Raw genomic sequence first — 20,281 nt, forward strand, 5'->3', positions numbered from 1 at the left:
ACAGGGATTTTGCGCGACTTCGGCTTTTCCGTGCATTAGTGCACGGTCGTTCGCAAGCCTGGAGTTGTCAGCGCGCGTCGTGAAAAATGAGGCCCACCGTGTGCCGGCGCCCCGAGCGCAGGCGGCTCACGCCGTGGCGCATCGTCACGCGGTAGGTGCCGCGCGTGCCCGCCACCGGACGCTGGTTGACCGCGAAGATCACGGCCTCGCCCTGCGCGAGCGACACCACCTCGGCGCGCGACTGCATGCGCGGGCGCTGCTCGGTCAGCACGAACTCGCCGCCGGTGAAGTCCGCGCCCGGCCGGCTCAACAGCACCGTGAGCTGCAGCGGAAACTGCAGGTCGCCGTACAGGTCCTGGTGCAGGCAGTTGTAGTCGCCCTCGTCGTAGCGCAGCAGCAGCGGGGTGGGGCGCAACTGGCCCGCCGCATGGCAGCGCGCGAGATAGGCCGCGTGATCGGGCGGGTAGTCGGCCGGCTGGCCCATCGCACCGGCCCAGGCATTGGCCAGTGGTGCGAGGCGTTCGTACAGCGCGCTGCGCCACGCCGCGATCAGCGATGGCAGCGGGTTCGCGAAGTACTGGTACTCGCCCTGGCCGAAGCCGTGCCGCTGCATGACCACGCGGCTGCGGAAATGGCCGCTCTCGTCGTACATCGCCGCGAGTCGGGCGCATTCCTCGGGGGTGAACAGCTGGCCGGTGGTGGCGCAGCCGCGGGTGGCGAGATCGGTCTCGATGCGGGGCCAGTCGAGCGCGTCGATGCGGGAAACGTGGGTTGTTGTTGTCATGCCGCAGTGTCCCGCCGTCGCGTGCGCGAGGCTCGCCGTTTTCGGACACCGGTATGCCGTCGCGGCCTTTGGCGCCGAGGCTGGTGGGCATCGGGGCTTTTGAGCGATCATCCAGCGATGGCAAGAGAAAAAACCGTCGCGCGCGAAAGCACCACCGGGCAACTGGTCCAGGGCCGGCCGGTGGCGACGCTGGGGCGCGGCATGACCTTGATCAAGACCGGCAGAACACCACGCCCCGTCGTCCGTCCCGAGGACAACACGACCGTGCTGCTGAAGAAGGCGGCACGCGCGCTCAACAAGCCCGGTATCGACAGGTCTGTCGTTTTCCGCGGCCCCAATGCGGCCCGGATATTCGCCTACTACGCCGACCCGCAGGACCCGACCCGTGTCGTTCGCGAAGCGGCCGATGGCACCAAGGTCACCGGCAGCCTGGTCGACGGAAAGTTCCGCGCGAGCAAGGCGTGAGCCGCCGTCCCCCGACGCTGGAAAAGCTCCTCGACCAGATGCGGGGCCCGCGTCCGGTGGCCTTCGTTCTGGCCGGCCACAACGGCGCCGGCAAATCCACCCTCTGGTATTCGCGCCTGGCCGGGTCGCTGCGCATGCCGCTGATCAATGCCGACCGGATGATGATGTCCATCCTGCCGGACGCGGACGCGAAGACCGGCCACATCCCGCCATGGGCCCAGCAACTGCGCGACGACGACGAGAAATGGCAGGTGCTGTCGCAGGAGGGCGTGCGTGCCTTCAAGAGCCTGGTGATGGACCAGCGCATGCCCTTCGCATTCGAGACGGTCTTCTCGCACTGGCAGCCCTTGCCCGGCGGCGGCCACGCATCGAAAGCCGACGACATCCGCGCGATGCAGCAGGCGGGCTACTTCGTGGTCCTGCTGTTCGTCGGGTTGGTCTCGGTGGACATGTCGGTCTTTCGCGTGAGCACCCGCAAGCAGCAGGGCGGCCACGACGTGGACCGCAAGAAGCTCGCCGAGCGCTTTCCGCGCACGCAGGCCGCGGTCGGGCATGCGACGCAGATCGCGAACATGACGCTCATGTTCGACAACAGCCGCTCCGAGAAAAACGCGTTCGCGCTGGTGCGAGCGCAGGCCCGCAAGAAAATCCTGTTCGACGCGCGGGACCCGCAGTTCGACGTCGATCCGGAACTGCGCGCCGTCTGCGATCCGTGGCTCGGAAAAGTCACCGGGCCTTTCAAGGCGCGCCGAAAGCCATCGGCCAAACCACCGGCTAAAAAGGCGGCGTCGCCGGCACCTTCAAGCACCAGGAAGTAATTTCATGAGCACTCCCACACCCCCCGCCGGTCAAGGCACCGACGACTGGCAACTCCCTTGGGAAGGCGGCTGCCGCTGCGGCCAGGTGCGCCTTCGCATCACCGCGCCGCCGCTGCTGTCGATGGCCTGCCATTGCACCGGCTGCCAGCGCATGAGCGCGAGCGCCTTTTCGCTCTCGCTCGCCATCCCGACGCCGGGCTTCGAAGTCGTCGCGGGCGAGCCCGTCATCGGCGGCCTGCACGGCGACTCGCATCACTACTGCTGCCCGCACTGCAAGAGCTGGATGTTCACCCGCACCGAGGGCATGGACGAGTTCGTCAACATCCGGCCCACGATGCTTGACCGCCACGAATGGTTCGTGCCGTTCATGGAAACCTGGACCGACGAGAAGCTGCCCTGGGCCGCCACGCCCGCGGTGCACAGCTTCGGCAAGTTGCCGGACTTCGCTGCGTTTCCGGGCCTGATCCAGGCCTATGCGAAAGAGGGCGCGCGGCCCGCGAAGGCCTGAGCCGCGAAGGCCTGAGGCACGGTGTCGCTCAGAGCGGCGCGATCGGAATGCAGATGTCGCATTCGAAGGCGCCGGTCTTCTCGTCGAAGGCCATGCCGGGCCCGTAGTACTCGAACGCGGGCCGGCTGTCGAACTGGAAGCCGCTGGCGGGCAGCCAGTCGCGCATGAGGCGCGTCCACGCATCGTTGATCTCCGCGGGCAGGCCCTGGAACCGCAGCGAGGCGTAGCGCCCGCCCGGCAGCACCGTCTTCTGGAAGCCACCATCGGGCACGAAGTCGCTGGGCACTTCCACGCATGCGTCATAGCGCGAATGCTCCGGCGCGGTGATGCTCGGGTCGTCGTGGCTGATGCCGTAGCGCGCATGCGACCAGAGGTTGTGTGCGCAGATCCAGGGCGCGGCCTTCGTGGCCCAGAACTCGCCCACCGGTGCGCCGAACGGGCCGGTGTAGCGCAGATAGGCGATGGTGACGGGTGGGCGGGTGATCAGTTCAACGTTCACGGGTGGCTCCTCGTGCGCGGGATTGCGCGATGGAGAACCATTCTTCGTGAAGCCGTGCAGGGCGATCTGATCAGGATTGCTAATGCGCGAAGGGTCGTCGCAGGGCAGCGTCCAGTCGTGCGATGCGCGCCATGCGCTGGGCGCGCTGCCGAAACGCGCGCGGAACGCGCGGGTGAAGGCCTCGCCCGAACCGAAGCCCACCGACACCGCCGCCTCGAGCACCGACAGGCGCGGCTGCGTCGCAAGCCGCAGCGCGCCCACCTCCACGCGGCGGCGCCGGATGTAGTCGCCCAATGTCTCGCCGGCCCAGGCCGCGAAGAGGCGATGGAAGTGGTACGCCGAGAAATGCGCCACGTCGGCCAGCGCCGCGAGCTCGAGCGCTTCGTCGAGGTGGTCGTCGATGTGCGTCAGCACCTTGTGCATGCGCCATTCGTATTCGGAGCGGCTGTCGCGCGTCATGGCGCGCATTCTCAACGTTGGCGCGCTTGTTCGAGCAGCCAGTCGCTGAAGAACTTGAGCAGCGGCCGCTGGTCGGCCCGCTCCGGGGTCACGAGGTAGTAGTTGCGCTCACCTGACAGCGGCCGCGCGCAGGCCACCACCAGTTCGCCGCGCGCGAGTTCGTCGGCCACCAGCATCGTCGGCATCAGCGCCACGCCGAGGCCGTGCGACGCGGCCGCGGCGAGGATCGAGAACAGCTCGTAGCGCGGTCCGCCGCGTGCGTTGGGCGCGTCGATCTGCTGCGCATCGAACCACTGGCGCCAGCCATCGGGCCGCGTGCTCTGTTGGAGCAGCGGCATCTTCGCGATGACTGCCGGCGCCACGGCCTTGCCGCGCGGAAGCAGGGAAGGGCTGCACACCGGTACCACGTCCTCGTGCATCAGCAGCAGCGCGCGCGTGCCGGCCCAGTTCTCGACCTGCGCGGGCGTGCCGGCGTAGAGCGCCGCGTCGAATTCCGCATCGGCAAAAAGAAAGGGGCGGGTGCGCGTCTCGATGTGCACCACCACGTCGGGCTGCAGCGCGGCGAAGCCCTTCAGGCGCGGCATCAGCCAGCGCGTGGCGAAGGTGGGCACGGCCGCCAGCGAGAGCGAGCCGCCTTCGCCCTGATGCGCCATGGCGTCGAGCGTGTCGCGCTCCATGGCCTCGAGCCGTTTGGTGATCTGCCGCGCATAGGCCGCGCCGCTCGCGGTGAGCGCCACACCGTGCCGCGTGCGGCGAAAGAGCGCCACGCCCAGGAAGGCTTCGAGCGCGCCGATCTGCCGCGACACCGCGCTCTGGGTGAGCGCGAGTTCCTGCGCGGCGCGGGTGTAGCTCTCGTGGCGCGCGGCGGCGTCGAAGCACACGAGGGTTTGCAGGGGGGGTATCTTGCGGCGCATGTATGCCTCGGGTGTATGTATGGAGACAAGGCGTTGCCAATGGCGAGGCCGCTCGAACATCTTGCAAGACATTCTACAAACGCATATCTGGGTGAGGATTCATCGTTTGCGCCCGACCCCTCGCGTGGCTAGGATCGCCTCATCCCCCTCTTTTCTCTTTTCCCCCTCATTCCGGAGACAGCACATGGCCGCCAAAGCGCAATTCCACTGGGACGATCCCCTTCTTCTCGACCAGCAACTGACCGACGAAGAACGCATGATCCGCGACGCGGCCAATGCCTACTGCCAGGAGCGTCTCGCGCCCCGCGTCATCGAGGGCTTCCGCAGCGGCGAGACCGATCCCGCCATCTTTCGTGAAATGGGCGCGCTCGGCCTGCTCGGCCCCACGATCCCCGAGCAGTACGGCGGCCCCGGCCTCAACTACGTGGCCTACGGCCTGATCGCCCGCGAAGTCGAGCGCGTCGATTCGGGCTACCGCTCGATGGCCAGCGTGCAGAGCTCGCTGGTGATGGTGCCGATCTTCGAATTCGGCACCGAGGCACAGAAGCAGAAGTTCCTGCCCAAGCTGGCCACCGGCGAATGGATCGGCTGCTTCGGTCTGACCGAACCCGACCACGGTTCCGACCCCGGCAGCATGGTCACCCGCGCCAAGAAGGTGCCGGGCGGTTATTCGCTCAGCGGCGCCAAGATGTGGATCAGCAATTCGCCCATCGCCGACGTGTTCGTGGTGTGGGCCAAGGAAGTCAGCGAGAGCGGCACGGTCGGCCCGATCCGCGGCTTCGTGCTCGAGAAGGGCATGAAGGGCCTGTCGGCCCCCGCCATTCACGGCAAGGTCGGCCTGCGTGCCAGCATCACCGGCGAAATCGTGATGGACGGCGTGTTCTGCCCCGAAGAAAACGCCTTCCCCGAAGTGCAAGGCTTGAAGGGCCCCTTCACCTGCCTGAACAGCGCCCGCTACGGCATCTCGTGGGGCGCGCTCGGTGCGGCCGAAGACTGCTGGCACCGCGCCCGCCAGTACACGCTGGACCGCAAGCAGTTCGGCCGCCCGCTCGCCGCCAACCAGCTGATCCAGAAGAAGCTGGCCGACATGCAGACCGAGATCACGCTGGGCCTGCAAGGGAGCCTGCGCCTGGGCCGGATGAAGGACGAAGGCACCGCCTCTGTCGAGATCACCTCGATCATGAAGCGCAACAACTGCGGCAAGGCCCTGGACATCGCCCGCCTGGCGCGCGACATGATGGGCGGCAACGGTATCAGCGACGAGTTCGGCGTGGCCCGCCACCTGGTGAACCTGGAAGTGGTCAACACCTACGAAGGCACGCACGACATCCACGCGCTGATCCTGGGTCGCGCCATCACCGGCATCGCAGCTTTCGCGAACTAAGAGCGAATGACAGCCAAGCCCGCAGCCCTGGACGGCATCAAGGTCCTCGATCTGTCCCGCGTGCTCGCGGGCCCGTGGTGCACGCAGATCCTGGCGGACCTGGGTGCCGACGTCATCAAGATCGAGCGCCCCGGCGTGGGCGACGACACGCGCACCTGGGGCCCGCCGTTCATCAAGGACGCGGACGGCAACGACACCGACCAGGCCAGCTACTTCACCGCCTGCAACCGCAACAAGCGCTCGGTCACGGTCGACATGGCCACGGCCGAGGGGCAGGCGCTGCTGCAGCAGATGGCGGCGCAGGCCGACATCGTGGTGGAGAACTTCAAGACCGGGGGCCTCAAGCAATACGGTCTCGACCAGGAGAGCCTGCGCGCGGCGAACCCGCGCCTCATCTACTGCAGCGTGACCGGCTTCGGCCACGACGGCCCGTATGCCGAGCGCGCGGGCTACGACCTGATGATCCAGGCCATGACCGGCATGATGAGCATCACCGGCCGTCCCGACGACGTGCCCGGCGGCGGCCCGCTGCGCGTGGGCGTGGCGCTCACCGACTTGTTCACCGGCGTCTACGCGAGTACCGCGATCCTCGCGGCGCTGCAGGTGCGCGACCGCACCGGCGAAGGCCAGCATATCGACATGGCGCTGCTCGACGTGGGCATGGCCATCCTCGCCAACCAGGCGAGCGCGTTCCTCAACACCGGCAAGGCGCCGCAGCGCCAGGGCAACACGCACCCGAGCCTCGCGCCCTACCAGGACTTTCCGACGCTCGACGGCGCAATGCTGCTGGCCATTGGCAACAACGGCCAGTTCGCGCGTTTCTGCGAAGCGGCCGGCCACGCGGAATGGGCGGCCGACGCGCGCTTTGCGACCAACACGCTGCGCGTGAAGCATCGCGGCGTGCTGATCCCGATGATGGAAGAGCTCACGCGTACCCGCAGCACCGCCGATTGGGTCACGCTGCTCGAGGACAAGGCCGTGCCCTGCGGCCCGATCAACGACATCGCGCAGGCCTTCGACGATGCACAGGTCAAGGCGCGCGGTCTCGCGGTCACGCTGCCGCGCGATGCGGGTGACGGCATCGCGAGCATCACCGGCGTGGCGAGCCCGCTGCGCCTCTCGGCCACGCCGCCCGTGCTGCGCCATGCGCCGCCGGCGCTCGGGCAGCACACGCGCGAAGTGCTGGCCGAGTTCGGCATCGACGCCGCACGTTTCGACGCCCTGCGGTCAGCAGGCGTGGTTTGAAGAAAGACACGCGGCCATGACCGACCCGATGCGCAGCCCACCGTTCTCGGTGCTGCGCATCGACCACATCGTGCTGCGCGTGAAGGACGCCGAGCGCGCGATCGCCTTCTACCGCGACGTGCTCGGCTGCACGGTCGAGAAGCGGCGCGACGACCTGGGGCTCGTGCACCTGCGTGCCGGCACGAACCTCATCGACCTCGTGACGCACGATGGTCCGCTCGGCAGGCAAGGCGGCGCGCTCGCCGGCAAGGAAGGCCGCAACGTCGATCACCTGTGCCTGCGCATCGAGCCTTTCGATGAAGCGGCGATTCGCGCGCTGATGGCACAGCACGGCGTGCCGGTGCACGGCGAGGTGCAGAACAACTTCGGCGCCGAGGGCAACGGCCCGTCGATCTACATCTCCGACCCCGACGGCAACAGCGTCGAGCTCAAGGGCGCGGCCGGCTGAGCGCCGGCCCTTCGTCCATCCCTTTTTCGAAGCGCAGCGCGGCCTGAGGGGCCGATTTGTACGCCACTGTGTCCAGCCGGCGAAGCGCACACACGCGCATGCAAAACCACCCGGATCTCGACACATCGCAGATACAGCCTGCCGATGTAATTCATTCATCGCCACACGGCACCCCGACGTAGCGATGAATGTCCCGATAGATCACTGATTCACTCACTCACTTCTTTTTGAAAGATACCGCCATGAAGACCACCAAGCTCCTCCTCGCCGCCGCTGTTCTCTCCGCTTTCGCCGTTGGCGCCAGCGCCGAGGAATACCAGGGCGTGCTGCAGTTCCAGTCGACCGCCAGCCGCGCCGCCGTGCGCGCCGATGCGGTCGTTGCATCGCACAGCCCCGACCAGTACGCCGAAGGCGCATCGGCCGGCGTGCCCGTTGCGATCGCCAGCGCAACCGATCGCGCCACGGTCCGCACGCAAGCCGTTGCCGCAGCCCGCGCCGGCGACCTGTATGCCGAAGCTGCTTCGGCCGGCCCCACGCCGCGGCTGTCGAGCACGCTCGATCGAGCCACGGTGCGCGCCCAGGCCGTGGCCGCCGCGCACGGCATCGGCTCCCTCGGGCTGTAAGTTGCGGCCGATGCGTCTCCATGCAGAATCGGACGCGCGACCGCAGAGTCGCGTCCGATTCTTGAGGGAGATCACCGATGACCAACCACCCGTTCGCCGCGCGCATTGCCGCGCGGCTTTCCTTTGCAGTGGGCACTGCCGCACTGCTCGCCGCCTGCGGCACGCGCCAGCCGGCGTCCCCCGAGCCCCCGCCGCCTGAAGCCACTGCGCGCAACAGCGTGGTCATGCCCGCCGTCACCTATGGTGCCACCGCCAAGGGCATCCAGCTGAAGAAGGAGGACGACGCGTGCGACGTTCCCGCGTCGCTCAAGCAGGCCGTGCAGGATCAGTTGCTCGAACCCTACGAATACCTTCTTGCGCCACCGCTGACCGCCAACGCCGAGGGCGCACCGGTCCTCAAGCTCGAGATCACCGATCTGCTGGCCAACGCGGGCGGCCTCTACGGCGGCCCGAAGATCGTGCAGCTGCGCGGCACGCTGGAACGCAAGGGCGAAGCACCCGCGCGCTTCACCGCCGAGCGCCAGATGTTCATCTACTTCGGCATGCCGCGCAGCACCTGCAGCATGGTCGGCGTGGTGACCTATGCATTAGGCGAAGACATCGCGAAGTGGTTGCAGAAACCGGTCGACGGCGCCCTGCTCGGCGAATTGAGCAGCGCTTCCAGCAAGCGCTGAGCGGCGTTAGCCCGCGCGCCCGACGGTCGCGACGGCGAACACCACCACGCCGAGCGCGAGGTTCAGGCTCACCAGCTTGCGCACCGTGTTCAGGCGCGCGGCCGCCACCGGCCACGCGCTCTCTTCCACCGCACGGCGCAGCGCCTTGAACACCGAGGCGCGGATGTACACGTAGATGCCGGTCATCACGATGGCGATGCTCATCATGGTCTCGATGCGCCAGTGCAGGCCGCGAAAGCCGCCCGTCAGCAGGATCATCGCGACGCCGCTCACGAACAGCAGCGTGACGGACGCATCCACCCCCACGAAGAAACGCCGCAGCGCCGCGGCCATGGTGCGCAACCGCAGCGGCGGCTCCAGCGTGGCAACGGCGGCGGGGCGCACCGCAAAATGCATCGTGGCCATGCCGCCGACCCAGAAGGCGGCGGCGACGAGGTGAATGAAAAGCAGGATGGCGTAGGGCATGGGGCCCGATCAGAACACCGAAGGGCGCGAGCGCGCAACATCCGCGCCGTTGCGTTAAAACCCATCCTCCGCACAAAGCAAGAAAGATGAGGCCCCCATGACCCGCACCGTCGCCCAGAAACGCGCCGACTTTCGCGCGCTCCACGAACAGGGCTGCTTCGTCATCCCCAACCCCTGGGACACCGGCAGCGCGCGCTACCTGCAGGGCCTGGGCTTCAAGGCGCTCGCCACCACGAGCTCGGGTCATGCGTGGTCGCAGGGCCTGGCCGACGGTGCGCAATCGCGCGACACCGTGCTGGCGCACCTGCGCGACATCGTGGCCGCCACCGACCTGCCGGTGAACGCGGACTTCGAGAACGGCTTCGCCTCCGATGCGCAGGGCGTGGCCGAGAGCGTGCGCCTCGCGGTCGAGACCGGCGTGGCGGGCTTGTCGATCGAGGATTCGACAGGCGACGCGGCGAATCCGCTCTTTCCCATCGACGTCGCAGTCGAGCGTTTGCGCGCCGCGCGCCAGGCCATCGATGCGGCGGGCGGCGACACCCTGCTCGTGGGCCGCGCTGAAAATTTCTTCGCGGGCCGGCCGGACCTGGACGACACCATCGCGCGGCTCAAGGCCTATGCAGCGGCCGGCGCCGACTGCCTCTATGCGCCCGGCATCAAGACCCGCGAGCAGATCGCCGCGGTGGTCGCGGCCGTGGCGCCGAAGCCTGTCAACCTGCTGGTTGGCGGGGTGAGCGAACTCACGATGAAGGACATCGCCGATCTCGGCGTGCGCCGCGTCAGCGTGGGCGGCGGGCTCGCGCGCGCGGCATGGGGCGGCTTCATTCATGCGTCGCGCACATTGGCGGAGCAAGGGCGCTTCGACGGGTTCGCCAACGCCGCGGCGGGCAGTGAGCTCAACGCGTTCTTCCACCCGTTTGCCGAGTAGTCCGCGAGAGCCATTCATGGATGCGCTCCTCGCGGAAATCCGCACTTGCCGCGCCTGCGCTGCGCACCTGCCGCTCGGGCCGAGGCCCGTCGTGCAGGCCAGCGCCACGGCCCGCCTGCTGCTCATCGGGCAGGCGCCGAGCATGACGGTGCACACCACCGGCGTGCCGTGGAACGACAAGAGCGGCGAACAACTGCGCCGCTGGCTAGGCATCGACCGCGAGGTGTTCTACGACGCCGCGCGCGTCGCGCTCGTGCCGATGGGTTTCTGCTACCCCGGCCGCGGCACCAGCGGCGACCTGCCGCCGCGCAGGGAGTGCGCCGAACTCTGGCAAGCGCGCCTGCTCGCCGAGATGAAGCAGGTCGAGCTCACGCTGCTGATCGGCCAGTACGCGCAGCGCCACGTTCTCGGCGAGACCCGCAAGGCCGGTGTCACCGAAACCGTCGAGGCGTTTGCGGACTACGCGCCGCGCTTCATCCCTCTGCCGCATCCGTCGCCGCGCAACACAGGCTGGTTCAAGCAGCACCCGTGGTTCGAGAGCGATGTGCTGCCGGTGCTGCGCGAGCGCGTGCGGCAGGCACTCACGCCATCCTTCGTTCCATAGCGAAGCGAGGCGGCGCCGCGGCCAGCATCATCGAACGCATCCCTTTGCAGAAAGCCGCGTTCATGAAGAAAGAAGTCATCCGTGTCGAACCCCTGTCGACCTACCTGGAATACCTGAAGGTGCCCGCCTCGGTCGTCACGCGGCATGACGACACGGTCTACGTGTCGGGCCTGCCGCCGCTCGACCCCGCCACCGGCCGGGTGGTCGACGCGCCGATCGAGCGGCAGACGGAAATCGTGCTCGAGCAGCTGAAGCTTTGCCTGGAGACCGCCGGCTCGTCGCTCGACAAGGTGCTCAAGTGCAACGTGTATTGCACATCGCCCGAGAAATTCGCAGCGGTCAATGCGATCTACGCGCGCTACTTCCCGAAGGACCCGCCCGCGCGCATCTTCGTCTGCGTGCCCGCGTGGTTCGGGCCGTTCGACATCGAGATCGACTGCATCGCTGCCTGCTGATCAGCGGGCAGGGCGCGCGGCCTTCTTGCGTGCGCTGGGCCGCCGCGGCGGCTTCGCTTCCAGCACCAGTTCCGCGGGCAGCGTGTCGTTCCACGACTCGGTGAAGTACGCACGGTCGCTCGGCACGAGCTGCGGCAGCGCCTCGCGCAGCACGCCCAGCGACTGCTCGGCCGCCTTCAGATCGCCCGCATGCGCCGCATACCAGGCGTGTTCGAACAACAGGCTGCAGTGCTGAAGGCCCGGGTAGCGCCGCCGCCCGGCCTGGTGATCGGCCAGCCGCGCTTGCGCTACATCGACCCAGCGCGCCGGCCAGTGCGTGGCATCGAAGGCGTCGGCGAGTGGTCCCGCGAGCTTGGAGATCGCCGCCGGGTCCAGCGGCTTCTGCGCGCGGAACTGCGCGAGCGTGGGTTGCTGCTCAGGCTTGCAATGGCCACGCGCGATACGCATCAGGTAGATCGCGTTCCAAGCAGAGCGGCCTTGCCCGTCGGTGTGGCCGCAGAGCCATTCGCTGAAGGCGATCCACTGCACCGCACGGCGCGTGGTGTCGGCGTGGCCGTCGTGTGCGAGCGCCGGCAGGTCGGAGAGGCCCACGCGGTCGAACAGCCACGCGGCCATGCCCATGTTCGCGGCCACATGCTGCGCCGCGTCGAACGAATGCGATTCGAAGGCGGCGGCCAGCGCCTCGCCGAATCGCTGCAGCGACTCTTCGGCGAGCGCGGCGGCGGCCGGCTTGTCGTCGGCAGAAAGGCCGAGCGCGCGCGAGCGGCACACCAGCGCCCAGAGGTTGCACCACTCGAAGCGCACGTCGGGGTGATGCCGCAAGACCAGCCCGCGCGCCGCGTCCTCTGCCATGCCGCTCAGCAGCGACTGCGCGAGTGGCAGATCGCGCGCCGTGTAGGCGCACCAGGCCGAGACGATGCATTCCATCGCGCCCAGGTAGTCGTTGCCCGCCACGTGGTGGGCCAGGCGCTGCTTCTTGAGGGCTTGCAGCCGCCGGCGCGCCTGTTCGTTGTCGCCGAGCCGGCGCCACAGCATCGCCTCGTTGAGCGTGACCAGTGCGCGCTGGAAGTCGGTGGCAGCCAGCGTGCCGGCCAGGCGGATCGACTCCAGCGCGCTGGCCGGCAGCCCGGTCGCGCTGCCGCCAGCCGCGGATGCCACCGGCGTCATGAGCCGGCCCTGCCGCGCCGCCTGTTGCGAGGCGACCAGCTGCTTCCAGAACGCGGCGTCCTGCAGGTGCACCGCGTCCGGCGGCGGCGAGCCGGGTTCCGCCGCGCGGCGCTTGCGTGAGCGCAGGCCGAGAAAGGAGGCCACTTCGGCGGCGGTGGCCGCGCGTCCGCCCACCAGCATCCGCACGCGCTTCGCCTCGGCGGCTGGCAGCCAGAACGGCCCCTGGCTGCGCCGCTCGGCGTTGAGGAAGCGCGGCTCGCGCTGCGTGTCCTCGCCCCAGCCGACCTCGATGTTCCACGCCTTGAAGTCGCGGAACGCGCGGCTCACGACCATGCGCAGCGTGCTCGCATCGGAGACTTCGCCACGCAGGTCGGCCAGCCGCACCAGACCGCTTTCGGCGTCGTGCGCATGCTGCATGCGCACCAGCAGCCAGAGCGACTGGAAGGCCGCGCGCTTGCCGTTGACCGACTGCGGCGAGGTGAGTTCGATGGAGAGCGGGGCGGGTGTCTTGAGTTGGGGCACGCCCCGGATTGAACCTCAAATTCCGGGGCGAAGGCTGAAGGTCGATGCCGCTTTCTTTCAGTGCCTGCTGCGGTCGATCAGCTCGTGCACTTCGCTTCGTCCGATGCCCAGGTCGCGCAGATCGTGGTCGCTCATGCCAGCCAGGTGCTGCGAGTCGGCACGGCTGCGGCGGCGCTGCGCGGCGCGGCGGCGCCAGTCGTGCAGGGCATGCATCAGGCGTTGATGAAAGGTCGAGGGCTTGGGCGCTGTCACGGTGGGCTCCTTGGTTGGAGCACTCATCTTCCGGCGCTGCGTGCTATTGTGGAAGTTGAGATTCCTGAACCCCACAATCAGCATTACTGATGCGACAGCTCAACCTCGACCAACTGCGAACGCTCATCGCCATTGCCGACCTCGGCACCTTTTCCGCGGCGGCCAAGGCGCTGCACCTCGCGCAACCCACGGTGAGCCTGCACATCAGCGAACTCGAATCGCGCCTCGGTGCGCAACTGGTGGTGCGCGGCAACCGCAACGTCACGCCCACGGCCGCAGGGGCGGCGCTGGTGGAGCGCGGGCGCAGGCTGCTGCGCGACACCGACGAGGCCATCGACGCCGTCAAGCGCCAGACTGAAGGCCGCACGGGCCGCGTGAGGCTGGGCACGTCCACCGGCGTGGTGGTCGACCTGCTGCCGCAGGTGCTCGAAGCGCTGGGCACGGTGCATGAGGGCATCGACGTGGAGGTGAGCATCCTCGGCTCCTACGAGGCGATGGCGCGGCTGGCCGCGGGCACGCTGGACATCGGGCTGGTCGCGATGCCGCAGCCACCGGAGCGCGATTTGGTCGTCACCCCCTGGCGCGACCAGGCCATGATGGCTTTCGTGCCGCAGCGCTGGAAGGCGCCGAAGCGCGTGACGCCGGCGTGGCTCGCGGCGCAGCCGCTGATCTTCAACGACGCCACCACCCACATGTACCGGCTCACGATGGAGTGGTTCGCCGAGGCCGGCTTCGCGCCGCGTGCGCGCATCGAGCTCAACTACGACGCCGCGATCCAGAGTCTCGTGGCGGCGGGCTACGGTGCGGCATTGCTGCCGCTGCAGCAGACCGTCGATGCGGCGCTCAACGCGCGCATGCAAGTGCTGCCGATCACCCCGAAGCTCACGCGCCGCCTGGGCATCGCGCACCGCCAGCCCAGCGTGCTCGACGGTGCGACGCAGAGCGTGCTGAAGGTGCTGACGACGTTTCGCCAGCTTTGATTCTTCAGCCCTGAGCGGGCTTGCGCGTGCCCAGCGAGAGGATCTCGTTGGCGTTGACGATGGCCGCGGCGATCTCTTCCATGGTCGTGCGCTTGCTCATCGCCTGGTCGCGGATCAGGTCGTGCGCCTGTCCTTCGGAGACGCTGTGCGTCTTCATGAGGATGGTCTTGGCCTCGGCCAGTTGCCGCACGCCGAGCAGCTTGGCCTCGACCTTGCGCAGGCGCCGTGCGAGCGAGCGGCTTTCCTTGTGCGCCTCGCGCGCCACCACCAGCGCGGAGAGCAGCCCGAACGAGCGCACCGGCGAAGGCAGCACGGCCTTGGCGCCGATCTCCAGCACCGCTTCGACGATGGTCGGGTTCTCGTAGGTCACCACCGCGATGATGGCGGGCGCATCTTCGCGTTGGGTCCACTCGAAGCGCAGGTTGATGAGGTCGGGCTGCACCGCCATGAACGCCACGTCGATGCCCTCGGGCAGCACTTGCACCGGCGGCCAGAAGGCCTGCACCTGGCAGCCGATGCGCTGGAGCTGTTGCGTGAGCTGGCGGCCGTCCGCGTCGTCGGGGTGGATCACCGCGATCTTCAAGAGGCGCAGCTCTTTCAACTGCGGCGGCGTCACCCGCAGGGTGTGTCGCTTGGGGGCGGCGCCGTCCATCCTAGAGCTCCAGCGTGTCGAGCCTGGCCGTCCAGTCGCCCAGCGAATGGGTGACGAGGTAGGGGTCTGGAACCACGGCCCGCGTGGCCTGCCGCACGATGGTGAATTGCCCGTGCGCATCGACCCGGCCGATGCGCGGGTAGAGACAGGTGTGGTGATTCGCCGGATCGATCTTCACCCGGCCCTGCGGCGCATCGAACTCGCTGCCCAGGATGTGCGGCAGGATCTCCGCGATGCCGTCGCTGCCCGACTGGCGGAAGGCGTTGGCGAAGATGTGCATCTGGAAATACGAAGCCTCCCAGCACAGGTTGGGCACGCAGCCGTCGCCGAAGCGTTCGCGCAGGCGCGCCAGGCACCGGCGGTTGGCGGCCGAGTCGATCGACTGGAAGTACGGCGCCGCGGTGAAGTGCCCGGTGGCCACGCCGTGGCCCATCTGCGAGATCTCGGCCTCCGAGGTGGTGAGGCTCGAGATGGGCATGCGCTTCGGATCGAACCCGGCCTCGGCATACGCGCGGTACAGGCTCGCGGTGGAATCGCCCACCACGGTCGAGAAGATGAAGTCGGGCTGCTTGTCGCGGATGTCGTCCATGATCGCGCGGTAGTCTTTTTCGGTGGCATCGAGCGCCACGTAGCGCTCGCCCAGCTTCTCGCTGCCCGGGCGCTGCATCACCAGCTCGCCCATGATGCGGTTCGACTCGTAGGGGTAGATGTAGTCCGAGCCGATCAGGTAGACGCGAGAGCCGAAATTCGTGGTCATGAACTCGGCCAGCTGCACGCTGTTCTGGTTGGGCGCAGCGCCCGTGTAGATCACGTTGCCCGAGTACTCGAAGCCCTCGTAGAGCGTGGGATAGAAAAGCAGCTTGTTCCACTTCTCGATCACCGGGATCACGGCCTTGCGGCTGCTGGACATGTAGCAGCCGAAGATCACGTTGACGCGGTCCTGCACGATCAGCTTCTCGGCCAGTTGGGCGTAGCGCGTGGGGTTCGATTGCGGGTCGTAGCGCACCGCCACGATCTCGCGGCCGTCGACGCCGCCGGCCTCGTTGATCTCCTCGATGGCGAGCAGCGCGCCCTGCAGCTGCGACAGCCCGATCGTCGAGGTGACGCCGGTCTCCGAGTAGAGGATGCCGACGCGAATGGGGTCCTTGTCAGCCACGGGGATGTCTCCTGGGTGTGTGAACCATCATTCTCCTCAGTTTGCGGCGGCCAGTCGTGCGCTCATGCGCGCGAGCCGCGCAGGCAGGCTGCGTGCATCGTCGGCGATGCAATAGTTGCGCCAGCCGAAGATGCGGCGCACGTAGGTGTCGGCGGCGCCATCGACCGCGATGCATGCGGTGCGCACGCCGGCCTCGCGCGCCTCGGCCACGGCCATGCGGGCGTCTTCGATCAGGTAGTGGGGGTCGTGCACGTCGATGTCGGCGGGTGCGCCGTCGGTCACGAGCAATATCGCGCGCTGGCCCGAAGGCTCGGCGCGCAGGTGCGATGCGGCGTGGCGCAGTGCGGCACCGATGCGCGTGGAGTAGCGCCCGCGCACCGCGCCGATCATGGCGCGCGACGGTGCCTCAAGCGGCTTGCCGAACCCGAGCAGGCGGTAGTAATAGACCTCGGCGCGCGTGTTCGACGAGAAGCCGTGGATCGCGAGCCGGTCGATGCCGCGCGCGTTCGCGTCGGCCAGCATCAGGGCGGCCTGCTTCTCGATGTCGAGCAGCGAGCGCGCGCCGTCATGGCCGGGGTCGTTCACCGATTCCGAGAGGTCCAGCAACACCAGCACGCTGCTCGGGCGCGGCGCCTTGCCGGGACGCATGAACAGGCGCGGGTCGGGGCGCAGCCGCAGGCGCCGGTCGACCAGCACCTCGATGGCGGCGTTCAGGTCGACATCGTCGCCCTCCCATTGGCGGCGCAGGCGGTGCGTGCGGTCGAGGTGGCGCGCGCGGGGCAGGGCGAGGGGAGCGAGGCGCTCGTGGCTCATCGATGATTGTTCGCGGGCCGCACCGAGGCCTTGCCATGCGGGCAGCTTCTCGATCACGGTGCACCAGTCGGGGCGCAGGCGTTCGAGCTTGCGGTCCCATTCGGGGTAGCTGTAGCGGCCCAGCTCCAGTTCCAGCTCTGCACCGTCTTCGGGAGGCGGCCCGCCATTGTCGGCAGGCGGCGGCCGTGCGCCGGACTGCTGGAGCGCGATGGCTTCTTCGGGCGGTGTCTCGGCGTCGCCGAAATCCCAGAGGTAGCTGTTGTCGTCGCGATAGGGCGCGGGCACCACGTAGTGCTGCGGATCGAAGCGCACGCGCATCTGGCCGAGGTCGTTGGCGAGGATCGATGCAATGGCGCGGAAGGCGTCGTAGTCCTCGAGGCCCGCGGAAGCCGCCGTCTCGTCGAACAGGCGGCGCGCCTTGTTGACCCAGTGGTTGTCGTCCTGCCACGCAGGCAGCATCAGCATGCGGTCCATGCGCGAGACGAGTGCCGCGAAGCCCAGGTCCAGAGGGTCTGGCGGCGGTGCGAGCGACCCGGCGAACCAGCCGTGGAGGCCGGGAAAGTCGCGAGACAACAGCCGCTCGACACGCGCATCCTCGATGGCCGAGACGACCGCGACGCCCATCGGCTTGAGCGTGCGCGTGGGCCGTGCGGGTACCGAGTGGCGCAGGTGCGCGACGGCGTGCGCGACCATGGCGCGGTGCAGCCGCGCGTCGGCGCTCGCGGGCAGCAGCAGTCGCTTGCCCACGAGCACCGCACGCGCACCGGCGCTCCTTTCGAGCGGCCGCACCTGCATATCCACACCCGCCAGGCCGCGGGCCAGCAGGGCCAGCGACGCGTGGCTGTCTTTCATCCGAACTGCGCCTGCACGAACCCCTGCAGCGCACTCGCCATGTCGGGGTCGTCGGTGAGCGCGCGCGTCATCGTCATGTCGCAGCTGTCGCGCGGCGACACGCCGTCGCGGATCAGCACGCCCGCGTAGATCAGCATGCGCGTGGACACACCTTCGTCGAGCCCGCGGTGCTTGAGTTCGCGGGAGCACCGCGCAATCGCCACCAGCTTGGCCGCCAGGTCGATGGCGACCTCGGCCTCGTGCGCGACGATCTCCGCTTCGAGCGTGCTGTCGGGGTAATCGAACTCCAGCGCCGCGAAGCGTTGCCGCGTCGAGGGCTTCATGTCCTTCGCGCTGCTCTGGTAGCCGGGGTTGTAGGACACCACGAGCTGGAAGTCCGGGTGCGCGCGCACCAGCTCGCCCTTCTTGTCGAGCGGCAGGATGCGGCGCGCGTCGGTCAGCGGGTGGATGACCACGGTGGTGTCCTGCCGCGCCTCCACCACTTCGTCCAGGTAGCAGATGCCGCCGTGGCGCACCGCGAGCGTGAGCGGCCCGTCGTGCCATGCGGTGCCGTTCGCATCGAGCAGGTAGCGGCCCACGAGGTCGGAGGCCGTCATGTCCTCGTTGCAGGCGAGCGTGACCAGCGGCCGCCCGAGCGACCACGCCATGTGCTCCACGAAGCGCGTCTTGCCGCAGCCGGTGGGCCCTTTCAGGATCAGCGGCATGCGATGGCGGTACGCCTGCCGGTACAGCGCCACCTCGTTGCCCGCGGGCCGGTAGAAGGGCTCGGCCTCGATGCGGTAGCTCGCAAGAGGATCGGGGACTGAGGCATTCATGGCGCTTCGTTGCCCTTTCTTCAGCGGTGCTTGGCCGGCTCGTTCGGAATGCCCTCGATCGGGCACTCGGGCGTGCCGACCGTGCTGCGCGTGAACGACTCCACCATCTCGCGCGTGCCCTCGGGGTCAGTGATCCACTTCGTGTAGAAGTTGTAGGGGCAGGCTGCCACGCCCTTGTCGCCGTCGCCCGAGTTGATGGTGCCGGTGTAGCCGCGGTGCACCAGCTTGAAGAGGTGGTTCTGCGACTGGCCGTTCTTGCGCGCATCGCGGATGAGGCCCATCGAGAGCTCGGCGTAGTTGATGCCCATCTCCTCCTCGCCGCATTCGCCGAGCGTGCGGCCATCGAAGCCGATGAGCGCCGAGTGGCCGAAGTACGAATACACGCCGTCGAAGCCCGCCGCATTGGCCACCGCCACGTAGGTGTTGTTCATGAAGGCCATGGCCTTGGACACCATGATCTGCTGCTCCTTGGCCGGGTACATGTAGCCCTGGCAGCGGATGATGAGTTCGGCGCCGCGCATCGCGCAGTCGCGCCAGATCTCGGGGTAGTTGCCGTCGTCGCAGATGATCAGGCTCATCTTCATGCCCTTGGGGCCGTCGCTCACGTAGGTGCAGTCGCCCGGGTACCAGCCCTCGATGGGCACCCACGGCATGATCTTTCGGTACTTCTGGACGATCTCGCCCTGGTTGTTCATGAGGATCAGCGTGTTGTAGGGCGCCTTGTTCGGGTGCTCTTCATGGCGCTCGCCGGTGAGCGAGAACACGCCCCACACGTTGGCGCGGCGGCAGGCGTCCGCGAAGATCGCGGTCTCCTCGCCGGGCACCGTGGCGGCGGTGTCGTACATCTCCTTCGAGTCGTACATGATCCCGTGCGTGGAGTACTCCGGAAAGATCACCAGGTCCATGCCCGGCAGGCCTTTCTTCATGCCGACCAGCATCTCGCCGATCTTGCGGGCGTTGTCCAGCACCTCGGCCTTGGTGTGAAGGCGGGGCATCTTGTAGTTGACGACCGCGACGCCGACGCAATCGTTGCTGCTCGAAATATCACCATGTCTCATGACGCTGCTCCTGAAGGGTGGTTGAAGGGGAAAGCGGGAAGGGGTCTCACACGGTCAGGAAGGACCTGACCTTGTCCTGGTCGAGGCTCGCGCGCGCTTCGTCGTGCACGAGGCGCCCGCGGTCGATGACGAGAAAGCGGTCGGCCAGGTCGAGCGCGAAGCTCAGCACCTGCTCCGACACCACGATCGCGAAGCCGCGCTCGGCGCGCAGCACGTTCAGCGTCTGCGCGATCTCCTTGATGATCGAAGGCTGGATGCCCTCGGTGGGCTCGTCCAGGATCAGCACCTTCGGCTCGGAGATGAGCGCGCGCGCAATCGCCAGCATCTGCTGCTGCCCGCCCGAGAGGTTGCCGGCGCGGCGCTGCTTCATGTCCTTGAGCACCGGGAAGAACTTGTAGAGGTACTCAGGCACGGTGCGGTGGCCCGACTTCGCTGCGCCCGAGAGGATGTTCTGCTCCACCGTGAGAAACGGGAACACCATGCGCCCCTGCGGCACGAAGGCCAGGCCCTGCGCCACGCGCTGGTAGCTGGGCAGCTTCGTGAGGTCGGCGTCGCCCAGGCGGATGCTGCCGCCGCGCACGGGCAGGAGGCCGATGAGCGACTTCAGCAGCGTGGTCTTGCCCATGCCGTTGCGGCCCATGATGGCCACCGCCTCGTCGGGCGCGACGCGCAGCGACACATCGCGGATGACGTGCGACTCGCCGTACGCCACGTTGAGTCCGGAGACTTCGAGCATCTGTA

The 20,281-nt window shown here is 68.2% G+C and carries 24 protein-coding genes; 12 read left to right on the forward strand and 12 right to left on the reverse strand.

The features are described from left to right. Positions 1 to 67 precede the first annotated feature (67 nt). Positions 68 to 784: a 2OG-Fe(II) oxygenase gene (locus GNX71_RS00685; protein WP_206176549.1), complete on the reverse strand. Its 717-nt coding sequence runs from the start codon at positions 782 to 784 to the stop codon at positions 68 to 70. Between the two features lie 117 nt (positions 785 to 901). On the opposite strand from GNX71_RS00685, the gene GNX71_RS00690 reads away from it, so the two are divergent. Genes GNX71_RS00690 through GNX71_RS00700 form a run of 3 tightly spaced genes read left to right on the forward strand, consistent with a single transcriptional unit; the run spans position 902 to position 2,575 of the window. After that, positions 902 to 1,249: a hypothetical protein gene (locus GNX71_RS00690; RefSeq protein WP_241027125.1), complete on the forward strand. Its 348-nt coding sequence runs from the start codon at positions 902 to 904 to the stop codon at positions 1,247 to 1,249. Then, positions 1,246 to 2,067, forward strand: coding sequence for a zeta toxin family protein (locus GNX71_RS00695; protein ID WP_206176550.1), 822 nt, complete (start codon positions 1,246 to 1,248; stop codon positions 2,065 to 2,067). Before GNX71_RS00690 ends, GNX71_RS00695 begins: the two co-directional genes overlap by 4 nt. Positions 2,068 to 2,071: 4 nt before the next feature. After that, a complete protein-coding gene (locus tag GNX71_RS00700) occupies positions 2,072 to 2,575 on the forward strand; it encodes a GFA family protein (protein WP_206176551.1) in 504 nt (167 codons plus the stop codon). Positions 2,576 to 2,603: 28 nt separating this feature from the next. Here GNX71_RS00700 and GNX71_RS00705 read toward each other — a convergent pair whose 3' ends face one another. Next, the gene (locus tag GNX71_RS00705) at positions 2,604 to 3,533 is read right to left on the reverse strand and encodes an AraC family transcriptional regulator (protein ID WP_206176552.1); all 930 of its coding nucleotides are present in this window, start codon (positions 3,531 to 3,533) and stop codon (positions 2,604 to 2,606) included. A gap of 11 nt (positions 3,534 to 3,544) precedes the next feature. Continuing rightward, positions 3,545 to 4,447, reverse strand: a complete 903-nt coding sequence (locus tag GNX71_RS00710) for a LysR substrate-binding domain-containing protein (protein WP_206176553.1) — start codon at positions 4,445 to 4,447, stop codon at positions 3,545 to 3,547. A 184-nt stretch (positions 4,448 to 4,631) separates the two neighbouring features. Between GNX71_RS00710 and GNX71_RS00715 the strand changes: the two genes are divergently transcribed. The 5 genes from GNX71_RS00715 to GNX71_RS00735 all read left to right on the forward strand — a co-directional run bounded on the left by GNX71_RS00715 (position 4,632) and on the right by GNX71_RS00735 (position 8,821). Then, positions 4,632 to 5,831, forward strand: coding sequence for an acyl-CoA dehydrogenase (locus GNX71_RS00715; RefSeq protein ID WP_093435448.1), 1,200 nt, complete (start codon positions 4,632 to 4,634; stop codon positions 5,829 to 5,831). Between the two features lie 6 nt (positions 5,832 to 5,837). Beyond that, a complete protein-coding gene (locus tag GNX71_RS00720; RefSeq protein ID WP_206176554.1) occupies positions 5,838 to 7,076 on the forward strand; it encodes a CaiB/BaiF CoA-transferase family protein in 1,239 nt (412 codons plus the stop codon). A gap of 16 nt (positions 7,077 to 7,092) precedes the next feature. Continuing rightward, positions 7,093 to 7,524 carry a VOC family protein gene (locus tag GNX71_RS00725; RefSeq protein WP_206176555.1) on the forward strand — a complete coding sequence of 144 codons (432 nt, stop codon included), beginning with the start codon at positions 7,093 to 7,095 and terminating at the stop codon, positions 7,522 to 7,524. Positions 7,525 to 7,766: 242 nt separating this feature from the next. Then, positions 7,767 to 8,147: a helicase SNF2 gene (locus tag GNX71_RS00730; RefSeq protein WP_206176556.1), complete on the forward strand. Its 381-nt coding sequence runs from the start codon at positions 7,767 to 7,769 to the stop codon at positions 8,145 to 8,147. Positions 8,148 to 8,224: 77 nt separating this feature from the next. After that, positions 8,225 to 8,821 carry a hypothetical protein gene (locus GNX71_RS00735; protein WP_206176557.1) on the forward strand — a complete coding sequence of 199 codons (597 nt, stop codon included), beginning with the start codon at positions 8,225 to 8,227 and terminating at the stop codon, positions 8,819 to 8,821. A 6-nt stretch (positions 8,822 to 8,827) separates the two neighbouring features. On the opposite strand, the gene GNX71_RS00740 is transcribed toward GNX71_RS00735, so the two are convergent. Beyond that, positions 8,828 to 9,286: a CopD family protein gene (locus GNX71_RS00740; RefSeq protein ID WP_206176558.1), complete on the reverse strand. Its 459-nt coding sequence runs from the start codon at positions 9,284 to 9,286 to the stop codon at positions 8,828 to 8,830. 97 nt (positions 9,287 to 9,383) lie between these two features. Between GNX71_RS00740 and GNX71_RS00745 the strand changes: the two genes are divergently transcribed. The 3 genes from GNX71_RS00745 (at position 9,384) to GNX71_RS00755 (ending at position 11,273) form a co-directional block, all read left to right on the forward strand. After that, complete coding sequence (locus GNX71_RS00745) at positions 9,384 to 10,214, forward strand: isocitrate lyase/phosphoenolpyruvate mutase family protein (RefSeq protein WP_206176559.1); 831 nt, start codon at positions 9,384 to 9,386, stop codon at positions 10,212 to 10,214. Positions 10,215 to 10,230: 16 nt separating this feature from the next. Beyond that, the gene (locus GNX71_RS00750; protein WP_206176560.1) at positions 10,231 to 10,818 is read left to right on the forward strand and encodes a uracil-DNA glycosylase family protein; all 588 of its coding nucleotides are present in this window, start codon (positions 10,231 to 10,233) and stop codon (positions 10,816 to 10,818) included. Between the two features lie 62 nt (positions 10,819 to 10,880). Then, positions 10,881 to 11,273, forward strand: a complete 393-nt coding sequence (locus GNX71_RS00755) for a RidA family protein (RefSeq protein ID WP_206176561.1) — start codon at positions 10,881 to 10,883, stop codon at positions 11,271 to 11,273. On the opposite strand, the gene GNX71_RS00760 is transcribed toward GNX71_RS00755, so the two are convergent. Together GNX71_RS00760 and GNX71_RS00765 are read right to left on the reverse strand one after the other, a co-directional pair. Continuing rightward, on the reverse strand, positions 11,274 to 12,962 hold the full coding sequence (locus GNX71_RS00760; RefSeq protein WP_206176562.1) for a hypothetical protein: 1,689 nt from the start codon (positions 12,960 to 12,962) through the stop codon (positions 11,274 to 11,276). A 57-nt stretch (positions 12,963 to 13,019) separates the two neighbouring features. Continuing rightward, on the reverse strand, positions 13,020 to 13,214 hold the full coding sequence (locus GNX71_RS00765) for a DUF1127 domain-containing protein (RefSeq protein ID WP_206176563.1): 195 nt from the start codon (positions 13,212 to 13,214) through the stop codon (positions 13,020 to 13,022). 89 nt (positions 13,215 to 13,303) lie between these two features. On the opposite strand from GNX71_RS00765, the gene GNX71_RS00770 reads away from it, so the two are divergent. Further along, on the forward strand, positions 13,304 to 14,194 hold the full coding sequence (locus GNX71_RS00770; protein ID WP_206176564.1) for a LysR family transcriptional regulator: 891 nt from the start codon (positions 13,304 to 13,306) through the stop codon (positions 14,192 to 14,194). 4 nt (positions 14,195 to 14,198) lie between these two features. Here GNX71_RS00770 and GNX71_RS00775 read toward each other — a convergent pair whose 3' ends face one another. Genes GNX71_RS00775 through urtE form a run of 6 tightly spaced genes read right to left on the reverse strand, consistent with a single transcriptional unit; the run spans position 14,199 to position 20,276 of the window. Beyond that, positions 14,199 to 14,846, reverse strand: a complete 648-nt coding sequence (locus GNX71_RS00775; protein WP_206176565.1) for an ANTAR domain-containing protein — start codon at positions 14,844 to 14,846, stop codon at positions 14,199 to 14,201. A gap of 1 nt (position 14,847) precedes the next feature. Continuing rightward, positions 14,848 to 16,002: a transporter substrate-binding domain-containing protein gene (locus tag GNX71_RS00780; protein ID WP_206176566.1), complete on the reverse strand. Its 1,155-nt coding sequence runs from the start codon at positions 16,000 to 16,002 to the stop codon at positions 14,848 to 14,850. A gap of 36 nt (positions 16,003 to 16,038) precedes the next feature. Continuing rightward, positions 16,039 to 17,667, reverse strand: coding sequence for a VWA domain-containing protein (locus tag GNX71_RS00785; protein ID WP_206176567.1), 1,629 nt, complete (start codon positions 17,665 to 17,667; stop codon positions 16,039 to 16,041). Continuing rightward, positions 17,664 to 18,482 carry a CbbQ/NirQ/NorQ/GpvN family protein gene (locus tag GNX71_RS00790; protein ID WP_206176568.1) on the reverse strand — a complete coding sequence of 273 codons (819 nt, stop codon included), beginning with the start codon at positions 18,480 to 18,482 and terminating at the stop codon, positions 17,664 to 17,666. Before GNX71_RS00790 ends, GNX71_RS00785 begins: the two co-directional genes overlap by 4 nt. A 20-nt stretch (positions 18,483 to 18,502) precedes the next feature. Further along, a complete protein-coding gene (locus tag GNX71_RS00795; RefSeq protein ID WP_206176569.1) occupies positions 18,503 to 19,540 on the reverse strand; it encodes an aliphatic amidase in 1,038 nt (345 codons plus the stop codon). Between the two features lie 46 nt (positions 19,541 to 19,586). Next, positions 19,587 to 20,276: an urea ABC transporter ATP-binding subunit UrtE gene (gene urtE / locus GNX71_RS00800; RefSeq protein ID WP_206176570.1), complete on the reverse strand. Its 690-nt coding sequence runs from the start codon at positions 20,274 to 20,276 to the stop codon at positions 19,587 to 19,589. Positions 20,277 to 20,281 lie beyond the last annotated feature (5 nt).

The organism is Variovorax sp. RKNM96 (genome assembly GCF_017161115.1).
Classification (GTDB): domain Bacteria; phylum Pseudomonadota; class Gammaproteobacteria; order Burkholderiales; family Burkholderiaceae_C; genus Variovorax.